This is a genomic window from Microbulbifer maximicatervae (SeqCode) (genome assembly GCF_052468295.1).
Genome location: NZ_CP174340.1, coordinates 3,219,315 through 3,235,134 on the forward strand (window position 1 = coordinate 3,219,315; position 15,820 = coordinate 3,235,134).

General features: G+C 41.1%; 19 protein-coding genes. 5 read left to right on the forward strand and 14 right to left on the reverse strand.

Going from position 1 to position 15,820, the window contains the following annotated elements; genetic code table 11:
* Nucleotides 1-157 precede the first annotated feature (157 nt).
* From ACJJIQ_RS14430 to ACJJIQ_RS14445, 4 genes are all read left to right on the forward strand, one after another.
* Nucleotides 158-694 carry a hemerythrin domain-containing protein gene (locus ACJJIQ_RS14430; RefSeq protein ID WP_413662988.1) on the forward strand — a complete coding sequence of 179 codons (537 nt, stop codon included), beginning with the start codon at nt 158-160 and terminating at the stop codon, nt 692-694.
* 487 nt (nt 695-1,181) lie between these two features.
* Nucleotides 1,182-3,209 carry an FAD-dependent oxidoreductase gene (locus ACJJIQ_RS14435; protein WP_445362284.1) on the forward strand — a complete coding sequence of 676 codons (2,028 nt, stop codon included), beginning with the start codon at nt 1,182-1,184 and terminating at the stop codon, nt 3,207-3,209.
* Complete coding sequence (locus tag ACJJIQ_RS14440) at nt 3,210-4,562, forward strand: cytochrome c3 family protein (protein ID WP_445362285.1); 1,353 nt, start codon at nt 3,210-3,212, stop codon at nt 4,560-4,562.
* An 11-nt stretch (nt 4,563-4,573) separates the two neighbouring features.
* The gene (locus tag ACJJIQ_RS14445) at nt 4,574-5,122 is read left to right on the forward strand and encodes a Tll0287-like domain-containing protein (protein WP_282933830.1); all 549 of its coding nucleotides are present in this window, start codon (nt 4,574-4,576) and stop codon (nt 5,120-5,122) included.
* Nucleotides 5,123-5,490: 368 nt separating this feature from the next.
* Here ACJJIQ_RS14445 and ACJJIQ_RS14450 read toward each other — a convergent pair whose 3' ends face one another.
* A complete protein-coding gene (locus tag ACJJIQ_RS14450) occupies nt 5,491-5,700 on the reverse strand; it encodes a DUF3820 family protein (protein WP_282933831.1) in 210 nt (69 codons plus the stop codon).
* 148 nt (nt 5,701-5,848) lie between these two features.
* Here ACJJIQ_RS14450 and ACJJIQ_RS14455 point away from each other — a divergent pair, with 148 nt between their 5' ends.
* Nucleotides 5,849-6,118 (forward strand): YMGG-like glycine zipper-containing protein, encoded by a 270-nt coding sequence (locus tag ACJJIQ_RS14455; RefSeq protein ID WP_108734168.1) that lies wholly within the window; start codon nt 5,849-5,851, stop codon nt 6,116-6,118.
* A 91-nt stretch (nt 6,119-6,209) separates the two neighbouring features.
* Here the strand turns inward: ACJJIQ_RS14455 and ACJJIQ_RS14460 are convergent, their stop codons facing one another.
* From ACJJIQ_RS14460 to fliF, 13 genes are all read right to left on the reverse strand, one after another.
* On the reverse strand, nt 6,210-6,914 hold the full coding sequence (locus ACJJIQ_RS14460) for a sigma-70 family RNA polymerase sigma factor (protein ID WP_445362286.1): 705 nt from the start codon (nt 6,912-6,914) through the stop codon (nt 6,210-6,212).
* A gap of 22 nt (nt 6,915-6,936) precedes the next feature.
* Complete coding sequence (gene fliP, locus ACJJIQ_RS14465) at nt 6,937-7,716, reverse strand: flagellar type III secretion system pore protein FliP (RefSeq protein WP_445362287.1); 780 nt, start codon at nt 7,714-7,716, stop codon at nt 6,937-6,939.
* Nucleotides 7,700-7,993, reverse strand: coding sequence for a hypothetical protein (locus ACJJIQ_RS14470; RefSeq protein WP_444896415.1), 294 nt, complete (start codon nt 7,991-7,993; stop codon nt 7,700-7,702). The genes fliP and ACJJIQ_RS14470 overlap by 17 nt, the downstream gene beginning before the upstream one ends.
* Nucleotides 7,994-8,111: 118 nt before the next feature.
* Nucleotides 8,112-8,423: a FliM/FliN family flagellar motor switch protein gene (locus ACJJIQ_RS14475; protein WP_444896414.1), complete on the reverse strand. Its 312-nt coding sequence runs from the start codon at nt 8,421-8,423 to the stop codon at nt 8,112-8,114.
* A gap of 16 nt (nt 8,424-8,439) precedes the next feature.
* On the reverse strand, nt 8,440-9,189 hold the full coding sequence (locus ACJJIQ_RS14480; protein ID WP_445362288.1) for a FliM/FliN family flagellar motor C-terminal domain-containing protein: 750 nt from the start codon (nt 9,187-9,189) through the stop codon (nt 8,440-8,442).
* On the reverse strand, nt 9,190-10,368 hold the full coding sequence (locus ACJJIQ_RS14485) for a flagellar hook-basal body complex protein (protein WP_444896412.1): 1,179 nt from the start codon (nt 10,366-10,368) through the stop codon (nt 9,190-9,192).
* 4 nt (nt 10,369-10,372) lie between these two features.
* Nucleotides 10,373-10,783 (reverse strand): flagellar hook assembly protein FlgD, encoded by a 411-nt coding sequence (locus tag ACJJIQ_RS14490; RefSeq protein WP_444896411.1) that lies wholly within the window; start codon nt 10,781-10,783, stop codon nt 10,373-10,375.
* A 3-nt stretch (nt 10,784-10,786) separates the two neighbouring features.
* Entirely contained in the window at nt 10,787-11,410 is a 624-nt protein-coding gene (locus ACJJIQ_RS14495; protein ID WP_445362289.1) for a hypothetical protein, read from the reverse strand.
* A 1-nt stretch (nt 11,411) separates the two neighbouring features.
* A complete protein-coding gene (locus tag ACJJIQ_RS14500; RefSeq protein ID WP_444896409.1) occupies nt 11,412-11,879 on the reverse strand; it encodes a hypothetical protein in 468 nt (155 codons plus the stop codon).
* A gap of 25 nt (nt 11,880-11,904) precedes the next feature.
* Nucleotides 11,905-13,224 carry a FliI/YscN family ATPase gene (locus tag ACJJIQ_RS14505; RefSeq protein WP_444896408.1) on the reverse strand — a complete coding sequence of 440 codons (1,320 nt, stop codon included), beginning with the start codon at nt 13,222-13,224 and terminating at the stop codon, nt 11,905-11,907.
* Nucleotides 13,224-14,015, reverse strand: a complete 792-nt coding sequence (locus tag ACJJIQ_RS14510) for a FliH/SctL family protein (RefSeq protein ID WP_445362290.1) — start codon at nt 14,013-14,015, stop codon at nt 13,224-13,226. Before ACJJIQ_RS14510 ends, ACJJIQ_RS14505 begins: the two co-directional genes overlap by 1 nt.
* A complete protein-coding gene (locus tag ACJJIQ_RS14515) occupies nt 14,008-14,385 on the reverse strand; it encodes a hypothetical protein (RefSeq protein WP_445362291.1) in 378 nt (125 codons plus the stop codon). Before ACJJIQ_RS14515 ends, ACJJIQ_RS14510 begins: the two co-directional genes overlap by 8 nt.
* Complete coding sequence (fliF, locus tag ACJJIQ_RS14520; protein ID WP_444925654.1) at nt 14,375-15,808, reverse strand: flagellar basal-body MS-ring/collar protein FliF; 1,434 nt, start codon at nt 15,806-15,808, stop codon at nt 14,375-14,377. The genes ACJJIQ_RS14515 and fliF overlap by 11 nt, the downstream gene beginning before the upstream one ends.
* Nucleotides 15,809-15,820: the final 12 nt, after the last annotated feature.

The window sequence follows — 15,820 nt, forward strand, 5'->3', positions numbered from 1 at the left end:
ACTCGCCCCTTCCATAACAGTTAAACCAACTGTCATCCAATGTAAAATCCGCCACGCCCGCCGGGACCCAAACAGCTTTGCTTTCTTTAAGTTACCCCCAACTTCGCGGCGCTATCAGACCTAATAACAAACCTTTAAATTTACTGAGACTAAATTCATGCTTAGTTTTATTTCTGGAATGTTCCGAAGTAACAAAACAGAAGACGCGGCGGACCTTGAGGAAAAATATACTCGCAGCTCTTATGCAGGAGCTAAAGGTGCCCGCACAATCTCTTACGATCCCACTCTAATCAAAGCCCTTGAAGACGATCACCGCACCCTGATCAGTATTTTTCAGCGCATGTGGTCAGAGGGTTATGAGAAGCAGAACTATCGCCAGTTGTCGCAGCTACTGACCCAATTTAAATCTGGCTTCCAGGCCCATCTAATCAAAGAAAATGTACGTTTTTACGTATACCTGGAGCAAGCACTGGCTGGCGACGCCCACACACTGCAAGTAGTTAAAGATTTCCGCACCGATATGAATGAAATTGCAAATGCGGTTGTGCAATTTTGCAAACGCTATAACCACGAAGCCTTCACTCCTGAAATGGTTCGCGATTTCAAAATGGATTATCAGAAAATCGGTGAAGCGCTAACTCGCCGTACTGCCCTAGAAGAAAAAGAACTCTACGTCCTTTACCAACCCTCCTAAAAGCAACGTTTAGTTTTTTTATCAGGAGTAGTGAGATATTTAACCTAGGAATGCCGATAAGAAACAAATCTTTACAATAGGCATACTATTTTACAGTCCGCAGCCCACAAGGACGGGGCCGCATATTTTTTGGCCGCTCAGCGGTCACAAAGTAACTGGAAAGCACTCCCCTCACCCCGCCAATTTTTCACAATCAAATTAAATATAAGCACCGAATTTGGGCAAGATACATTTAGCCGTCAAAAAACTGTGCACGCCAGTTAAATCCAGCCTTATTTTCCGACCTGACCTTACTTTACACCCAATTCTCTATCGTCATGCTCTAATCGGCACTAGACGTTTATTTAATTTTGTTTAAACATATAGGGATTAGAATTCAAAAAAACACTAAAGAGTGGGATATTAGTCTAAGAAAATTAGCAAGCCATCTGGCAGACAAATTAAAAATACAAAGACTAATAGAAAATCAAAGCAGTCGGGGGGAGGTATGACTGAGCTAGACGACACACTTGTCGAGCAATTACCAAGCGGCATCCACACTAATGATAACAGCTACCCAATTTATGTAATTATCGGTACTGGTCCGGTGGGCGTGCGTTGCGCACAAAAATTATTAGAATTCTGTGACGAAGCTCAAATTGTTATCTATGGGGCAGAAACAGAGTCTCCCTACAACCGGGTTAAACTTTCTCAATATCTATCAAGCCATGTAGAGTTGGAGGAGCTTGATAACCCTATTCTCAGTCAAAGTGACCACCGCCTGGCAGAATATATTGACCGTGAAATAGTCTCTATCGATCGCTCCCAAAAAACAGTCACCGATGCTGCAGGGAATATACAGCCTTATTCCAAGCTAATAATAGCGACTGGATCAAATCCTATTATTCCGAAGATTCCGGGTGCGGATCTGCCTGGTGTTTACCCTTTTCGGAGTCTGCGTAACACCAATGATTTACTTGAGTTAAGGGAGCAGAATGCAGACATCTGTGTTATCGGTGCTGGTGCTCTGGGCCTTGAAGCTGCAACCGCGTTAAAAACTCCTAAAAACAAAATCACTTTACAATCCAGAGGACACTTACTCAGCGGGCTCCTGGGTGAAGAAGGAGAGGAGTTCCTAAAGTCCGCACTCACTGCACTGGGTGTAGAGTTAAAAATTTCGGACTCCCTAACATCCATTGAAAAGAGCGATAGCAAGCGCCTACTCACTTTTGAAAGTGGCGAAAAAATTCCCGTCGACGCTATCGTGTTGTGCACAGGGATTAAGCCGGAAATTAGCCTGGCCGAACAGAGCGGACTTTCAACTAAACGCGGAATCGTAGTCAATGAATGGATGCAAACTTCCGACCCGGATATTTACGCCGTAGGCGAGTGCGCTGAGTTTGACAAGAAAGTCTACCAATTGGTCCGACCGGGCTACGAACAAGCTGAAAGCTGCTGCTCACATATTCGTCGCAACCATAGCGGTAAATCTCTCTCGCAACCCTACTCCGGCACTTATACCGATATTCAGCTGAAAATTGCCCATATTCCCTGCGGAATAATGGGGGAGGTAACCCCGGAAAACCTCAATCAGCAAGAAGGCGTTGAGAGTCATGTCTATCGCAATCGTTTTAAGGGGATCTATAGACGCTTATTTATCAAAGGCGAATACATCGTTGGAGCCATTTATATTGGCAGCTGGGATGAAGCCAATGAATTGCGCCAGACCGTAGCACAGGAGCAAAAAATCTCTCTGCGCACACTGAAAGACTTTGAAAGCGAAGGGCGAGTGTTTGCCAAAAAAAGCGGCAATAGCATTAAAGATTTTCCCGATAGTTATCTGGTCTGCCAGTGTAACTCTGTCACCAAAGGGGAATTATGCAAGGCTATTTCCGCTGGGAAGCGCAATTTAAACGAATTGCAACAAGCGACAACAGCCGGGTCTGTTTGCGGTAGTTGCCGCCCGCTAATGGCTGAGCTTCTGGATGTGCCAGCTCCCAACTTGGTAATGCGACACTCCAAGGGAATATTGATAACTTCTGTTCTGTCATTAATCCTGATAGCCCTGGCTTTCCTGATGCCGCCAGCTCCAGTTTCCTCCTCAGTGCAGACTGCACTTTTTTGGGAAAAGCTCTGGTACGACAATTTTTGGAAGCAGGTTACGGGCTATACCATTCTCGCTATGTGCCTGTTTACTGCCGCTCTCAGTATCAGGAAACGTTGGAATAAACTTAGCCTTGGGCATGTCGATCACTGGCGCTATGCACACAGCGTTACAGGTTTAATCGCTCTACTTGCACTCGCTGTACATTCAGGCTTCCGCCTTGGTGAAAACCTGAATTTAGCATTGATGCTGGTATTTCTAACTGCAACCGCAACTGGTTCTCTCGTCGGCGTTTTTATGGCACGCAACCACCATTGGACTGACCTGAAACTTCGCGAACACCGAAAATGGTGGTCCCGAGTTCACTATGCCCTGCTCTGGGCCTTACCGGTCCTTCTCGCCTACCATATTTTTGCGGTTTATTACTTCTAGATGAAATCATATCAATTTAAATTCTGGCATTACGGTGTATTGCTAACGCTGGCTATCGGCTCTGCGGTGGCATACAACCTTAACGTTGACGATAAATCTCTATTTATCAGTGGAGATGCCACGCACGGTCACCATCAAATTGAGCTGGCTTGTACTTCCTGCCATACCGATGGCTTTGCCGGTGAGGATGCTGTTCAGCAAGCTTGCCTGAATTGCCATGCGGAAGAACTGGAGCTTGTAGACGACTCACACCCCCGGCAGAAATTTTTAGATCCGCGCAATGCTGTACTTCTGGAGACTCTTGACGCCCGGCTATGTGTAAGTTGTCACACTGAGCACAAACCACAAATCACCGGAGAGATGGGCGTAACCCTGGCGGGCGACTTTTGCTTTCACTGCCACAGCGATATTGCCGAAGAGCGCAGTAGTCACAAAGACCTGGGATTTGAAACCTGCGCAAGTGCGGGCTGCCACAACTATCACGATAATGGCTCCCTGTATGAAGACTTCCTTATCGCCCATGTTGATCAACCTGATCTATTGGAAACTGCAAAGCTTCCCGCTCGTACAGCAGTTCAGTCCTGGCTAAATGAGCATTCAGATAAAGCCCCTTTAAAAGTTAGCGAAGCAGACATTAGTAGCTCTAGCCAGACTGCAGAAATCGCAACGGTCTGGGCACAGAGTATTCACGCACAAACAGAGGTGAACTGCAGCAGCTGTCACGTCGATGGGCAAGTGCAATTCAGTAGTGTTGAGATTGTCGAGCAATGTGCTAGTTGCCACAGCAATCAAAAAGAATCCTTCACTCAAGGAAAACATGGAATGCGCATGTCCAACAAGCTGGAAGAGGGCTTTATCCAGCAGGTCGGCGCCATCTCCCCACAACAGGCCCGCCTTCCCATGAAAACCAGCGCAACGGATGAATTGAGCTGTGTCAGTTGTCACGGGCCCCATGAAGTAAATCTGCAATTTGCCGCTGTAGAGGCTTGCCTGGGTTGCCACAGTGATGAGCACAGTCTCTCTTACAAAGAGTCCCCTCACTTCGATACCTGGAATTCAAACCCAGAGGGTGGCGTAAGCTGTGCCAGCTGCCATTTACCACGGGAAACCCATGGCGAACAGGTTGTAGTTAACCATAATCAAAATCATAACCTTCGCCCCAATGAAAAAATGATGCCCGTTTGCCTGAGCTGTCATGGAGCCGAATTCTCCCTTGCTGCCCTGGCTGACAAAACTCTGATTAACAATAATTTCAAGCATAAACCCGCAGAGAAGCATGAAACCTTCGAGCTGATCCGCGAGCGTATTGCAAGGATTACCAAAAGCAAAAACAAGCAAAATCAATCCCAATAGGAGGGGAAAATATGCGTATTGCCGCTTGTATTATCGCTGGACTGGCACTGCTCACCGGCTGTGAGAAAAACCAGGGAGTTGCTCCGGAGCGAATGGCGGATGCCATCTTTGCCGTTATCGAGGCAGACAGGGCCAACTACACCAACAAGGTTGTAAACCGCCTGCAGAACGAGGAGAAAATCCTCGACGCTGATGAGCACTGGCAAGATAAGAAATTGCTACCACTCCCCGCGCAGATGATGCGTATGGGAGCTGAGCGTGTTGCCGAAAATGAGTCTGGCTTTAACTATGCCCTGCTCTCCCTGTGGCCAATCAACAAGCAAAACAAACCGCGCACTGAGATGGAAAAAGAGGGCTTGCAGTACGTAATCGACAACCCGGGGAAAAACTTTTACGGCCGCGAAAAACTAGGTGATACCGAGTACTTCACTGCAGTATATGCGGATGTAGGTGTTTCACCTGCTTGTGTGAGCTGTCACAACGATCACGTAGACAGCCCGCGCACTGACTTTGAGCTGGGCCACACTATGGGTGGTGTTGTTATCCGAATCCCACTCTGATCAGTTAGTTAGTAGATAGCTGCGTCCGACTTTCAAGTCGGGCAACTCTCTCACAAAATATTGCCGACGGATATTAGTCGGTGAGAACTGAGTTTAGAATAATTTAAAAGAGTGGCGGCCGAATTCGTTTCGACCGCTCCCTCTTTTAAGCTGACTGGCTCTACTCCCGCTACTACCTCGCTGAAATCATTCAGACCAGTGGTTACCCGCTGTGGGCCTATTTCCGGGTCAGTCCAGTCTCCATTACGGCCCGCTTTTTCTTGGGCTTCGCTCCGCAAAGCACACCTAGGCATTACTATATTAATGTCAAAGTCCCGCAGAGCAAACCGACCAAGGTGATTGCAATACTGGGAAAACCTGCTAAAAGGTCAGCGCAGAGGATCAATAAGCCCCTGCAATCCCTCTACTTTTATCTCCAAGGCTAATGCCATTAACTGTCCTAGACGCCCCTCTGGAAACCCCTTTTTTGCGAACCAAAGCAGGTACTCCTCAGGCAAATCTATTAAAACCCGGCCCGAGTATTTTCCAAATGGCATTTTGAGTCGAGCCAGTTCTACCAAGTCTTGTTTTTCAAACACCTTAACAACCACCTAAATATCGACAAAAAAAGGGAATGAAACTCCCAATTTGGATTTGTTGCCAGTGCATGCGGACTCTACACTGGCTCCGAAATAGTCGGCCTGCGCCGATTCTTTATACCTCAACCTTCCAGTAACAGAGGTGTCTATGCGTATCAAAGCTATCAAATATCTCAGCTTGGCCGCAGTATTGACTGCAAGCCTTGGAGGTACGGGCTGCGCCAATATGAGTGATACCGACCGCCGAATCGGCACCGGTGTCGGCATAGGCGCAGTAACAGGTGCCTTGATCAGTGGCGGGCGCCCTGGTGGCACTGCCGCAGGTGCGGTTATTGGTGCCGGTGCAGGCTACCTTTATGATAGGGAGAGAAAACGTAGAGACTACTATCGCTACCGAGGCCGTTACTATCGTTACTAAATCAATTTACGGGGCCAGCATAAGGGAAAGACACAGGTGAAGACATAAGTCACACCTGTGTCACTAGAATCGATATAATATTGGTGGAAATTTAAATAACCTTGTTCCAACACGTTTGCTTGTTAACATGCTCTCTAATCGATGCTAGAAGATCACTATGAAGTTGCGCCACTCTAGATTTACTAAGCTTCATTGCTTTAGCTATATCCGAATAACTCTTGTCCTCAATATACCTCATCCTAATTAGATTCTGGTTAATTGTTGGTAGTTTTTCTATGTAATCCAATATTTGCTGAAAGAATGCTTGTCCCTCCAATGAATCATAAGGGAAATCCGATAATGAGGTTTCGCCATTGAGCCAACTTGACTCTAAAAGGTAGGAGTAGCCAAAGTCTAAAGTCGCACCTACAATTGAGTCAAACAGACTGTCGCCGCTTCTTGTGGAAAAATCGATGTTAAATTCCATCATATTTTCTCCTGAGAAGTAGCTATGTAAGCTTGCTCTTTCGGAGTAGGAGCTTACACCATTCATAACGCTGCCTTTTATTCTGAAAGAAGCATACGTTTTAAAAAATACTTTTTTCTTCCTATCATATTTGCTTATCGCATCCAATAGGCCCAGCTCAGCTAGCTGTAGTAGATCTTGTAAATCTACCCCCAGATGTTGACACTTCCTATAAATCAAGCCTGCAATAGTATGGCTATAACTTCGATAATATTCGAATAAATAATTTCGTGCAGACATTAACCCTGATGTTTCTAGAGAAACCCACTTCTCTGTAAGATCTTCTTCCATACTTTTAATGAAAATTTAAATTCTAAGAAAAACTTCCAAGCAGCGAATACGCCAATAGAGACCATCCATCGATCAACACAAAAACAAGCACTTTAATGGGCAATGATACTGTAGTCGGTGGCAACATGATCATTCCCATAGACATTAAAACGCTTGCTACAATTAAATCTATCATTAAAAATGGCAGAAAAATCATAAACCCTATTAAAAATGCAGATTGTAATTCGCTAATTAGAAATGCAGGGACAAGTGTGAAGAGCCCTACTTCATCAATACTCTCTGGCACACTCTTACCAGACATCTCATATACAAGAGATATATCCTTCTCGCGAGTTTGTTCGACCATGAATTCTTTTAGTGGCGGCTGTGCACCTACTAATGCCGCCTCAAAACTAAGATCTTTATTAAGGTATGGCTGTATCGCATCCTCATTAACTCTCTCAAAAACCGGAGTCATTACGAATATGGTCAGCAAAAATGCAAAACTAATTAATACACTATTAGGGGGAGTACTAGGCATAGCCAATGCCTGGCGAAGCATAGACAAAACTATAACTATCCGGGTGAAAGCCGTCATTAGCATCAGCAGTGCAGGCGCAACACTTAACAGTGTAAGAGTTAGTAAAATTTGAAAAGGTGCTGACAAACCAACTCCTGTGGAATTCTCATCAGCTAGGGAAAGTTGCTCAGCAGCAATATTTGGAAGTAATGATTGAGAGTAACCATTTAATGGAAAATTAAAAATAAATACTAAAAAAGCAACAACAAATAAAGTATTTTTATTTTTAAGCTTTAGAGACATTAGATATACTCAATCCACCAGGGCCACAAACAAGCAAGATATTTTCATCATCAACTTCAAGCAAATAAACAGTTAAAGTTTGAGACAAAGGCAACTTTTCTTTAAGAGAAACCCTAGAACTAACACCCTGCGACGATTTTTTTTGCTTAGCACGTATAAAAAAAACAACAATCACGAAAACCACAAGTACCACTAACCAGTACAGCCCTAAATCACCACCCCAAATAAAGTACTCCTCTTTAAAACCAATCTGAGCAGACGCAAGATAACTTCTCATGGCATCAAAAACCTAAAATCACATAAAACATGAATCAATGAATAATTCCAGAATAGAAAAACACAAAGCAGAAAAAAATACCTGCATCACTAAATTTAACATGTCGACGCTAATATTTTTACGAAATCGAAAATTTCTCCTCAACTTCTACACCGTAAAACCCATCCACTACAACAAGCCTACCTTTTGCAAAAATTTCCTCTCCAACTTTCAAGCATACATTTTGGTTAGAAGGAGTGTCTAATTCTAAAACACTACCAACAGTCAACGACATTAACCTATCAAGGGCGATGATTGTACTACCTAATTCAACCTTTACCTCTAGAGTGATTCCCTTAAAGAAGCGGGGACTTATTGTTTCAAATATTTTCTCTCCAGAGAATTCTTTAACTTCCGGCAACTCAACGATCTCAACAGTTCTATCAGTCATAATATTCCTTAAATAATTAATTAGAGGCAAGGCGCACAGCGCTATTGGTTTTTTTCGAGCACATCTCACCTACAATGTCAATCTCATCGTTCTCAGATTTAAGAGTTATTTTACTTTCTATTTTTTTATCAAGTAGTACGATATCTCCGACCTCAATCTCCAATAGGTCTTCAATGGACAATTTCAAGTTTGACACATTTGCAATAAACTTGACTGATTGATCTTTTAAAATCGAATCCATTGAGCAAATCGAAATGTCATCTGAGATAGAGCTATGATCAATATCCAGCAAAGAAAATACAATTTCTTGACCCAAATAAATTTTAGTATAAAGTTCTTCAGATATTTGTATCTCTACGACACACCATCCACTGCCATAGCAAAAAACACTCTCCTTCAAGCAGGAAGGCTCACTATCTAAGGTTACATTAGGAAACTGGCAAGCTAAATCTGAAAACAACTTATTAAGAAGCTCTATACATATATTGTGCTCAGTATCTTTCAATGAAACTTGTCTACCTAATAATGCACCAACAATCTGGCTTGATTGTAACTCCCATGCTTCAATATGTAAGCAGCCACCAAAATATTTCCTAGTTTTTATCGCCTTCGTATCAAGACTTAGATTAGATAAGTTTTTGACGGTTGGCTTAATATCTTCTTTTTTGAACCAACGTAGCCCCCACTCTTTACACTTATCTATAATGAAATTTTCTACTCGCTGAATCTGTTTCGGTGAATAAGTATAGAAATAGTTAGCTCGCATTTAGCCACCTTTTGCACTATTATATAGCTCTTCAATCATCTGATTAGATATGGTTAGAACTTGTGAGCAGGCTTGATAACCTCTCTGTATAATAACAATTTCTGAAAACTCATCAGTAACATCAACATTTGAGCGCTCCAAAGATTGAGCCTTTATATACCCGACCATTTTCTCATCTGCAGATGCTATGGCGCTAGGATCTGAATCACTATAAAAATGACTGTTATTAATACTGCTCAATACACTCTTATCTACAAACAATGCAAGTCCAAGCGAGTAAGGTTTTTTAATATCTCCATTTGTATAGGTGAGTATTATAGAACCAGAGCTATCGAAGCTAATATCCTGCAAAGTTCCAAAACTTCTACCGTCTATAGATTGTAACTGTAAAGCATTTGTTTGGGATGGGAAACTAGTGAGACCTGTGAATTCCCCGGCTTTGCCAGCAGAAAACACAATATTTTGTGTTTTACCATTATCCAATTCAAGTGCCACATTTATTGTATTAAATCCAGAGACCGGAGATCCGGCAGCGGTGAATTTTAATGTGTCCGATCCTACAATTTCACCGGATTCGTTCGTTACCTCAGCCAACCAATCATCGGTCGACTGCTTTGTATAGGTTATAGATAATTTCTGATTTCGCCCCGAAAAATCTACAACATCTACTGATATTGGACTTTCATCTTCTGATGGAAATTCTATGTCATCTGCCGACAACGAACTTAAATTACCTGTCAGGCTAACTTCTGATGTTGGCTCATATGAAGAAAACTGCATATCAGAGATATCTATATTTACTAACTCGCCACTATCAGTAATGCTTAGTACCTCTCCACCTGTATTTGAGTCCACAAGCACTCCGGAGTCAAATACAAACTGACCCGCTCTAGTATAAGATGTTCCAGTCTCGCTCCTAACAATAAAAAACCCCTCTCCCTCTATGGCCAGATCAGTATTCTCTCCAGTTGAGTAAATATCTCCATTAGAGAATGAAACCCTCTCATTGGAGAGGTGTACTCCATTCCCACCATTGTCATTAACTTCCTGAAAGAATGTCTCCTTTTTCTTAAACCCTACGGAGTTCATATTTGCAACGTTATGGCTTAAATCATCCAATTTTTTTGTAAATGCACTAAATCCAGAAAGACTATTTGATACAACATTAGAAAGACTCATAAAACTATTCCTTTACAATACGGATATCATTAAGGGATAAATCAGGTATCAAGATTCCGTCGGAGGTTGATAATGAAATATAGGGTACCCCCTGTTCGAATCGAATAGATTCAACATTTCCAATAGTAGTTCCATTTTCACCATTTACTTCTACTAACTTTCCAAGCAAACTTAAAGATTGACTTACTGCATTAACTTCTAGCAATTCAGTAATTCCGGCCTCTGTTGCACGCGCCAACTCTAGGTTAGAAAATTCCGCTAGCTGCGTCAGAAACTCTCTATTATCAACCGGATCGAGCGGGTCTTGGTAATTTAGCTGGGTGATAAATATCTCCATGAATTCATCAAGTTCTACAGAGGCCTGTTGATCTGCCCCCTGAGATTCCATTACTCGCCCTACAGATTCAATTGCCATAAGTCATCGCCTATTTTTAGTAATATATGAACCATTAATTAAATACTTATCTACTCTAATGCCGTACTTGTCTAGAATTTTATCAACAACTTCAAGTAGCTCGTTAAGATCTGCAAAATAATTACGAAGCCTTAGTTCAACAAAATCACCTTTAAAACAAAAATTTAACAGGCTTTTCTCTGGCAAAACCCTTAACAATTGCTGCGTGACAGCTTTTTCAACTCTACTTTGGGGTTTTGTATTAATATCTTTTAACTTACCATCTAAGAATTGTAATTCATTGATTCTATCCCTAGATGGTAAAACGGTAGACTCTGAAAGTTTATCTAACGTGTTACTTTTCTTTTGGATTGAATGACTGGAGACCAAACACTGTTCTAGTGTAAAGATCGATTTTTGGTACTCATTCTCTTGGACTGCACTATTCAGAAAACTATTTTTTGGTTCAGAATTGGAAGCACTACCTACCTCCCTAGGCACCTTGTCCAGTTGCCGGCTTGGATCTGATGCAGAAATAACAGCCTTTTCCCATTCAACTAGCCTAGACGTTTCTGCTGAAAAGCCTTGGGTTGAAGAGTCTCTAGTTACACTTACGTTATAGTCGGGAAAGTCTTTAGACAGGTGCATGCTATTTTTCCTGTATGCAAGAAAGAGACGAAATATTATTTAAATAATTAATAGATTCAGCCTCCTCTTTAAGTTTTAAAGCTATTTTTTTTCCCTTGCATATAAAGCCAAGTTCATCAAGAGCTATACTTTTATCAAAAATATCATTTTTAAGTGATTTTAGTTTTCTCTCTTTATCCACCAGTTCTTCATTATTCACCTTGATGCGTTTTCCAAGTATAGAAATGTATCCATGAAGAACTCCTATCTCGTGTGGGCTAGCGCCTCTACTTTCCAACAAAGCTAAATATTGGACTTCAAGTTCAGCTAAAGACGCTGTGTCAACCTGGATTTTATTAGAGAGACTGTGAATTTTTTGCTTAATTTCTTTTTTGGTTCTACTCAGTTCAAAAATCTTATATTCAATCATCTTAGCGTAAACACTTAGTGATTGAACTTCTTCCCTTAAATATTTTATATTTTTAAGCACTTGCAATACTCTACTGAGATCAAGCCTAAAGGGATAGCTCTAGAATTAATTTCTCGAACTCTTTTAGAATTACATCCCGATAATTTCTCTCTCCGGAATATAAAAGTTGATCAACTTTAGAGCTTACCACAATTGATTTATCCAAGTCCGGCTCATCACCCTTTTTATAAGCTCCTATTTTTATCATAGTTTTAGCCTCATCAAACAAGGAAAGACTATTCTTTATTTTTCTAATTACATTAAGCTCTTCTTTGGTGGCCAAAACAGTAAGTAAACGACTTACACTATTTAGCAGGTCTATGGCTGGGTACTTGCCTTGTGCGGCAATTTCTCTATTCAATATGAAGTGACCGTCTAAGATTCCACGCATATAGTCAGCTATTGGATCACTCATATCATCCCCTTCCACAAGAACCGTGTAATAAGCAGTTATCGATCCACGCTCTTTAAAATTTCCAGCCCTCTCAATAAGATCGGGAAGCATTGAATAGCAGGATGGCGTATATCCCTTAAATGATGGCGGCTCTCCTCGAGATAGACCAATTTCTCTTTGCGCCATGGCTAGACGTGTTATTGAGTCCATAGTTAGCAGAACATTATTCCCTTGCTTGCAGTAAAATTCTGCAATTTTTGAAGCAGTAATTGCTGCATAAACTCTTACCAGTGGCGATTGATCAGGTGTTGCAACAACAATAATTGACTTTGAAAGTCCTTCACTTCCGAGAACGTCTTCAACAAACTCTGTAACTTCCCTACCTCGCTCCCCTATTAGGGCTATAACATTAATCTCAAAATTATCCCCTTTTAGTAAAGCTCCCAGTAATGTAGTTTTCCCAACTCCGCTGCCTGAAAATATACCTATTCTCTGTCCAAATCCTACTGTCAACAGGGAGTCAATTACTGGTACTTGCGTATGCACAATCTCAGAGGTTTTCTCTCTAGAAAATGGGTTTACCGGAGTAGCAAAGTTAGCAATATTTATTGCCGAGCCTCTAACCTCCCCTCGGCCATCCAAAGGAGAACCGAAAGGATCTATCACACGCCCTATGAGATGCTCACCACAATTAACCGTGCTTACCCTATCTCCCTTTTCTATTTTATCCCCAGCTCTAAGTCCTACAATTGAACCTAGAGGCATCAACAATAATCTATCATCTTCGAAACCAATGACTTCTGCTTGAACTTTCTCACCTCCAGTAGCTTTGCTGACTAAGCAAATATCCCCAACACAAGAATCCAATCCCACAGCAGAAAATGTGCTCCCATGGAAGCCAACAATTTTTCCGTATTTTGATATTGTTAATGACGATTGAATAGATTGTATCAGGAGATCTGTGCAAATCATCAGTAGCTCAACTCATTATTTATAGCTTCGGATATTAGTTTATTAATCTCCGACATCTGTATCCCTAAGCCAATGTCCCATAAGCCTTGATCATGTTCTACCTGAATCCCCCCTACTGGGAGGCTATTTTTCATCATGAGCTTTACTTGGCTTCCAGCAATCTCCCGTACGAGATCCAAATTCTCCGACAATCTTAGATAATCTGCTTCATGAAGATAAATTCTCACCTCGTTTGAGGCTCTAAGGTTATCTAAAGCTGAATTAATGACAGCTATAATTCCTTCGTTTTTGCAATATTCTCTTCCTAAAATTTTACAGCACGATTCAAAGGCTAGAAGTACGAACAGCTTGTCCACATCTGAATGAATTTCAGTCGATAATTTCTTAATAAAGTCAATTTCTTCTTCAACCTTTTGACCGTACTTCTTTTCTAACGCAAGCTTTTCTGCGTTTACTTCTAGTTGTGCCTTCTGATACCCGTCTCTATACCCTGAGGACTGTTGCAAAGCTACATTTTTATCACAGTACGACAAGATTCCTTGCGTCTCTATTCTTATTGTAGTCAGCTGAGACTCCAACTCCTGAATTTTGGCTTCTTTTCTAGAGATATCTGAAGTTAACTCGCCTATTTTTGTTTCCAGGATTTCAATTTTTTTTGTAAAATCAGGATAAATTTCAGTGGTTCTTTCTGTAACAGAATACTCCTCAATCTCCAGTGTGTTACTCACATCCGTAGTTGGCCTATATACGCCTGATACTGATATTGCAGATCCACGCATTACCTTAGGCATTAGTGGTCCCCTTTAATTCCTGGCGAACGAGCTCTTCCAAAACCACCTTTAGGTGACTAGAAAGTTCATCATCGACAATTGCAATATCGTTACCATTACCGACAATAATTTTCGAAACACAAGCAGGGAGTCTATTATCAAAATATTTTTTTTTAGAAAAATACGTATTGGTTGATTTCATAACTTCATCAACCAATCCTTGCATTTCTTTATAACTGATATTCTTAATATTATCGCCATCAACAGTCTTCAAACTCCTGGCAAATAACTTTCTCTCCTCCATGCTTAACTTAAACTGAATCCATAGCTTATCAAAATTGGAGAGTGATAAATATTTAAGTAAAAGTATCTTTCCTCCACTACATAACATTTTTTCTTCCCTCTTTAATATCACCAACCAGAAACAATCTGATGTCTTCTAACAGCGCTTCCCTTTCAGGCTTTGATATTCTATTTTTCCTATAATTTAAAAACCAAACAGAAAAAACTATTACAATCAGCAAAATATACAACCAGTACTGCTGTAATAATCTCAATATTTCTTCCTGAGACAGTTTGAAGTAAGCTTTGTCTGTAACATCAGGCTGTTTAAGCTTGACTTGATTGCGCAAATGTACATTGTTAACCTGTGTTATCTCTGTATGCAGTGGAGCCACAATCTCGACCGGTATAATTTTCTCAACTGAAACTCTGTCTCCACGTTTCAAGTCCAGTCCAGCGCTATTTATAATTAGATTTTCTAGCTTACCTACTATTGAGTCCTCAATATCCTTAGATAGAATTACTGAAATGCTAATTTTTTGTATCGCCCCAGGTACTTCTTTGGTTTTTACCAGCTCGGTTGTATATTGATAACTATTTTCAATACTTTCTGAAAGAATAGAATCGTCCTGTCCATCCAGGGACCCTATTGTTGAAGGCGTAGCTTTCTTTTCTCTAAACTTTCTATCCGATTTACTGTTAATTAACAAACCTGCTTCAGAATCCGATAACGGAACGACTCCATTCTTTGTGCTTTCTCTTTTTGTATTGTCAAGCGTAACATCAACTACAATTTCAAATTTATTAGGTTTCATGATTCCAGAAAACAATCTAGAAATCTTTTCGTGATAGTGGCGCTCCACTTCCAGTTTCAGATCCATGTATTGCGATCCCCCAAACATCCCATCATCCTGACCCGATAAGAGGCGCCCCATTACATCCATAATGGTTACATTTTCTGAGTTTAAATTGGGAACTGCGGAAGACAATAGAAACTGTATTCCTATAATTTCTTTAGCTTCTAGTGTATTTCCATCTTTTAAGTCAAGTATTACTGAAGCTTTCGCATCTTCGCTATTTTTACGAAAAGCCTTATATTCAGGTATTACAAGGTGTACTCTAGCACTACGAACGATTGCCAGTGTCTTAATTGATTTCTCTAACTCACCCTGGAGAGCTCTTTGATAAAAAACCCGTTGGGAGAAATTAGTAAGGCCGTAGGTCGAACTGTCAAAAATTTCAAACCCTATATTTTGCTGTCCTAACGCTCCACTTCCAGCAACAATCATCCTTGACTTGGATAGATCATTTTGATCAACATAGATTGAACCAGTACCTCGCTCTATATCAAAAGCAATATTCTCCCTAGCTAACTCATCAGCCACCCTGACAAGTTCGTCATTTGTGAGGTCGTATGCTAAAGCGGGTTTTCCTTTATTAAAAAGAAAAATTAAGATTAAGGCAATCAACACAGAAACAATAATGAAAAATAAAATAATTCTCATCTGGTTGCTTTTAAAATCAAAAGGCATGAGATGAATCCC

Excerpts from the sequence above, each read along its gene's own strand:
- ACJJIQ_RS14430 (WP_413662988.1), top strand. The coding sequence starts at position 158 with ATGCTTAGTTTTATTTCTGGAATGTTCCGAAGTAACAAAACAGAAGAC.
- ACJJIQ_RS14435 (WP_445362284.1), top strand. The coding sequence starts at position 1,182 with ATGACTGAGCTAGACGACACACTTGTCGAGCAATTACCAAGCGGCATC.
- ACJJIQ_RS14440 (WP_445362285.1), top strand. The coding sequence starts at position 3,210 with ATGAAATCATATCAATTTAAATTCTGGCATTACGGTGTATTGCTAACG.
- ACJJIQ_RS14445 (WP_282933830.1), top strand. The coding sequence starts at position 4,574 with ATGCGTATTGCCGCTTGTATTATCGCTGGACTGGCACTGCTCACCGGC.
- ACJJIQ_RS14455 (WP_108734168.1), top strand. The coding sequence starts at position 5,849 with ATGCGTATCAAAGCTATCAAATATCTCAGCTTGGCCGCAGTATTGACT.
- ACJJIQ_RS14460 (WP_445362286.1), bottom strand. The coding sequence starts at position 6,914 with ATGGAAGAAGATCTTACAGAGAAGTGGGTTTCTCTAGAAACATCAGGG.
- fliP (WP_445362287.1), bottom strand. The coding sequence starts at position 7,716 with ATGTCTCTAAAGCTTAAAAATAAAAATACTTTATTTGTTGTTGCTTTT.
- ACJJIQ_RS14470 (WP_444896415.1), bottom strand. The coding sequence starts at position 7,993 with ATGAGAAGTTATCTTGCGTCTGCTCAGATTGGTTTTAAAGAGGAGTAC.
- ACJJIQ_RS14475 (WP_444896414.1), bottom strand. The coding sequence starts at position 8,423 with ATGACTGATAGAACTGTTGAGATCGTTGAGTTGCCGGAAGTTAAAGAA.
- ACJJIQ_RS14480 (WP_445362288.1), bottom strand. The coding sequence starts at position 9,189 with ATGCGAGCTAACTATTTCTATACTTATTCACCGAAACAGATTCAGCGA.
- ACJJIQ_RS14485 (WP_444896412.1), bottom strand. The coding sequence starts at position 10,368 with ATGAGTCTTTCTAATGTTGTATCAAATAGTCTTTCTGGATTTAGTGCA.
- ACJJIQ_RS14490 (WP_444896411.1), bottom strand. The coding sequence starts at position 10,783 with ATGGCAATTGAATCTGTAGGGCGAGTAATGGAATCTCAGGGGGCAGAT.
- ACJJIQ_RS14495 (WP_445362289.1), bottom strand. The coding sequence starts at position 11,410 with ATGCACCTGTCTAAAGACTTTCCCGACTATAACGTAAGTGTAACTAGA.
- ACJJIQ_RS14505 (WP_444896408.1), bottom strand. The coding sequence starts at position 13,224 with ATGATTTGCACAGATCTCCTGATACAATCTATTCAATCGTCATTAACA.
- ACJJIQ_RS14510 (WP_445362290.1), bottom strand. The coding sequence starts at position 14,015 with ATGCCTAAGGTAATGCGTGGATCTGCAATATCAGTATCAGGCGTATAT.
- ACJJIQ_RS14515 (WP_445362291.1), bottom strand. The coding sequence starts at position 14,385 with ATGTTATGTAGTGGAGGAAAGATACTTTTACTTAAATATTTATCACTC.
- fliF (WP_444925654.1), bottom strand. The coding sequence starts at position 15,808 with ATGCCTTTTGATTTTAAAAGCAACCAGATGAGAATTATTTTATTTTTC.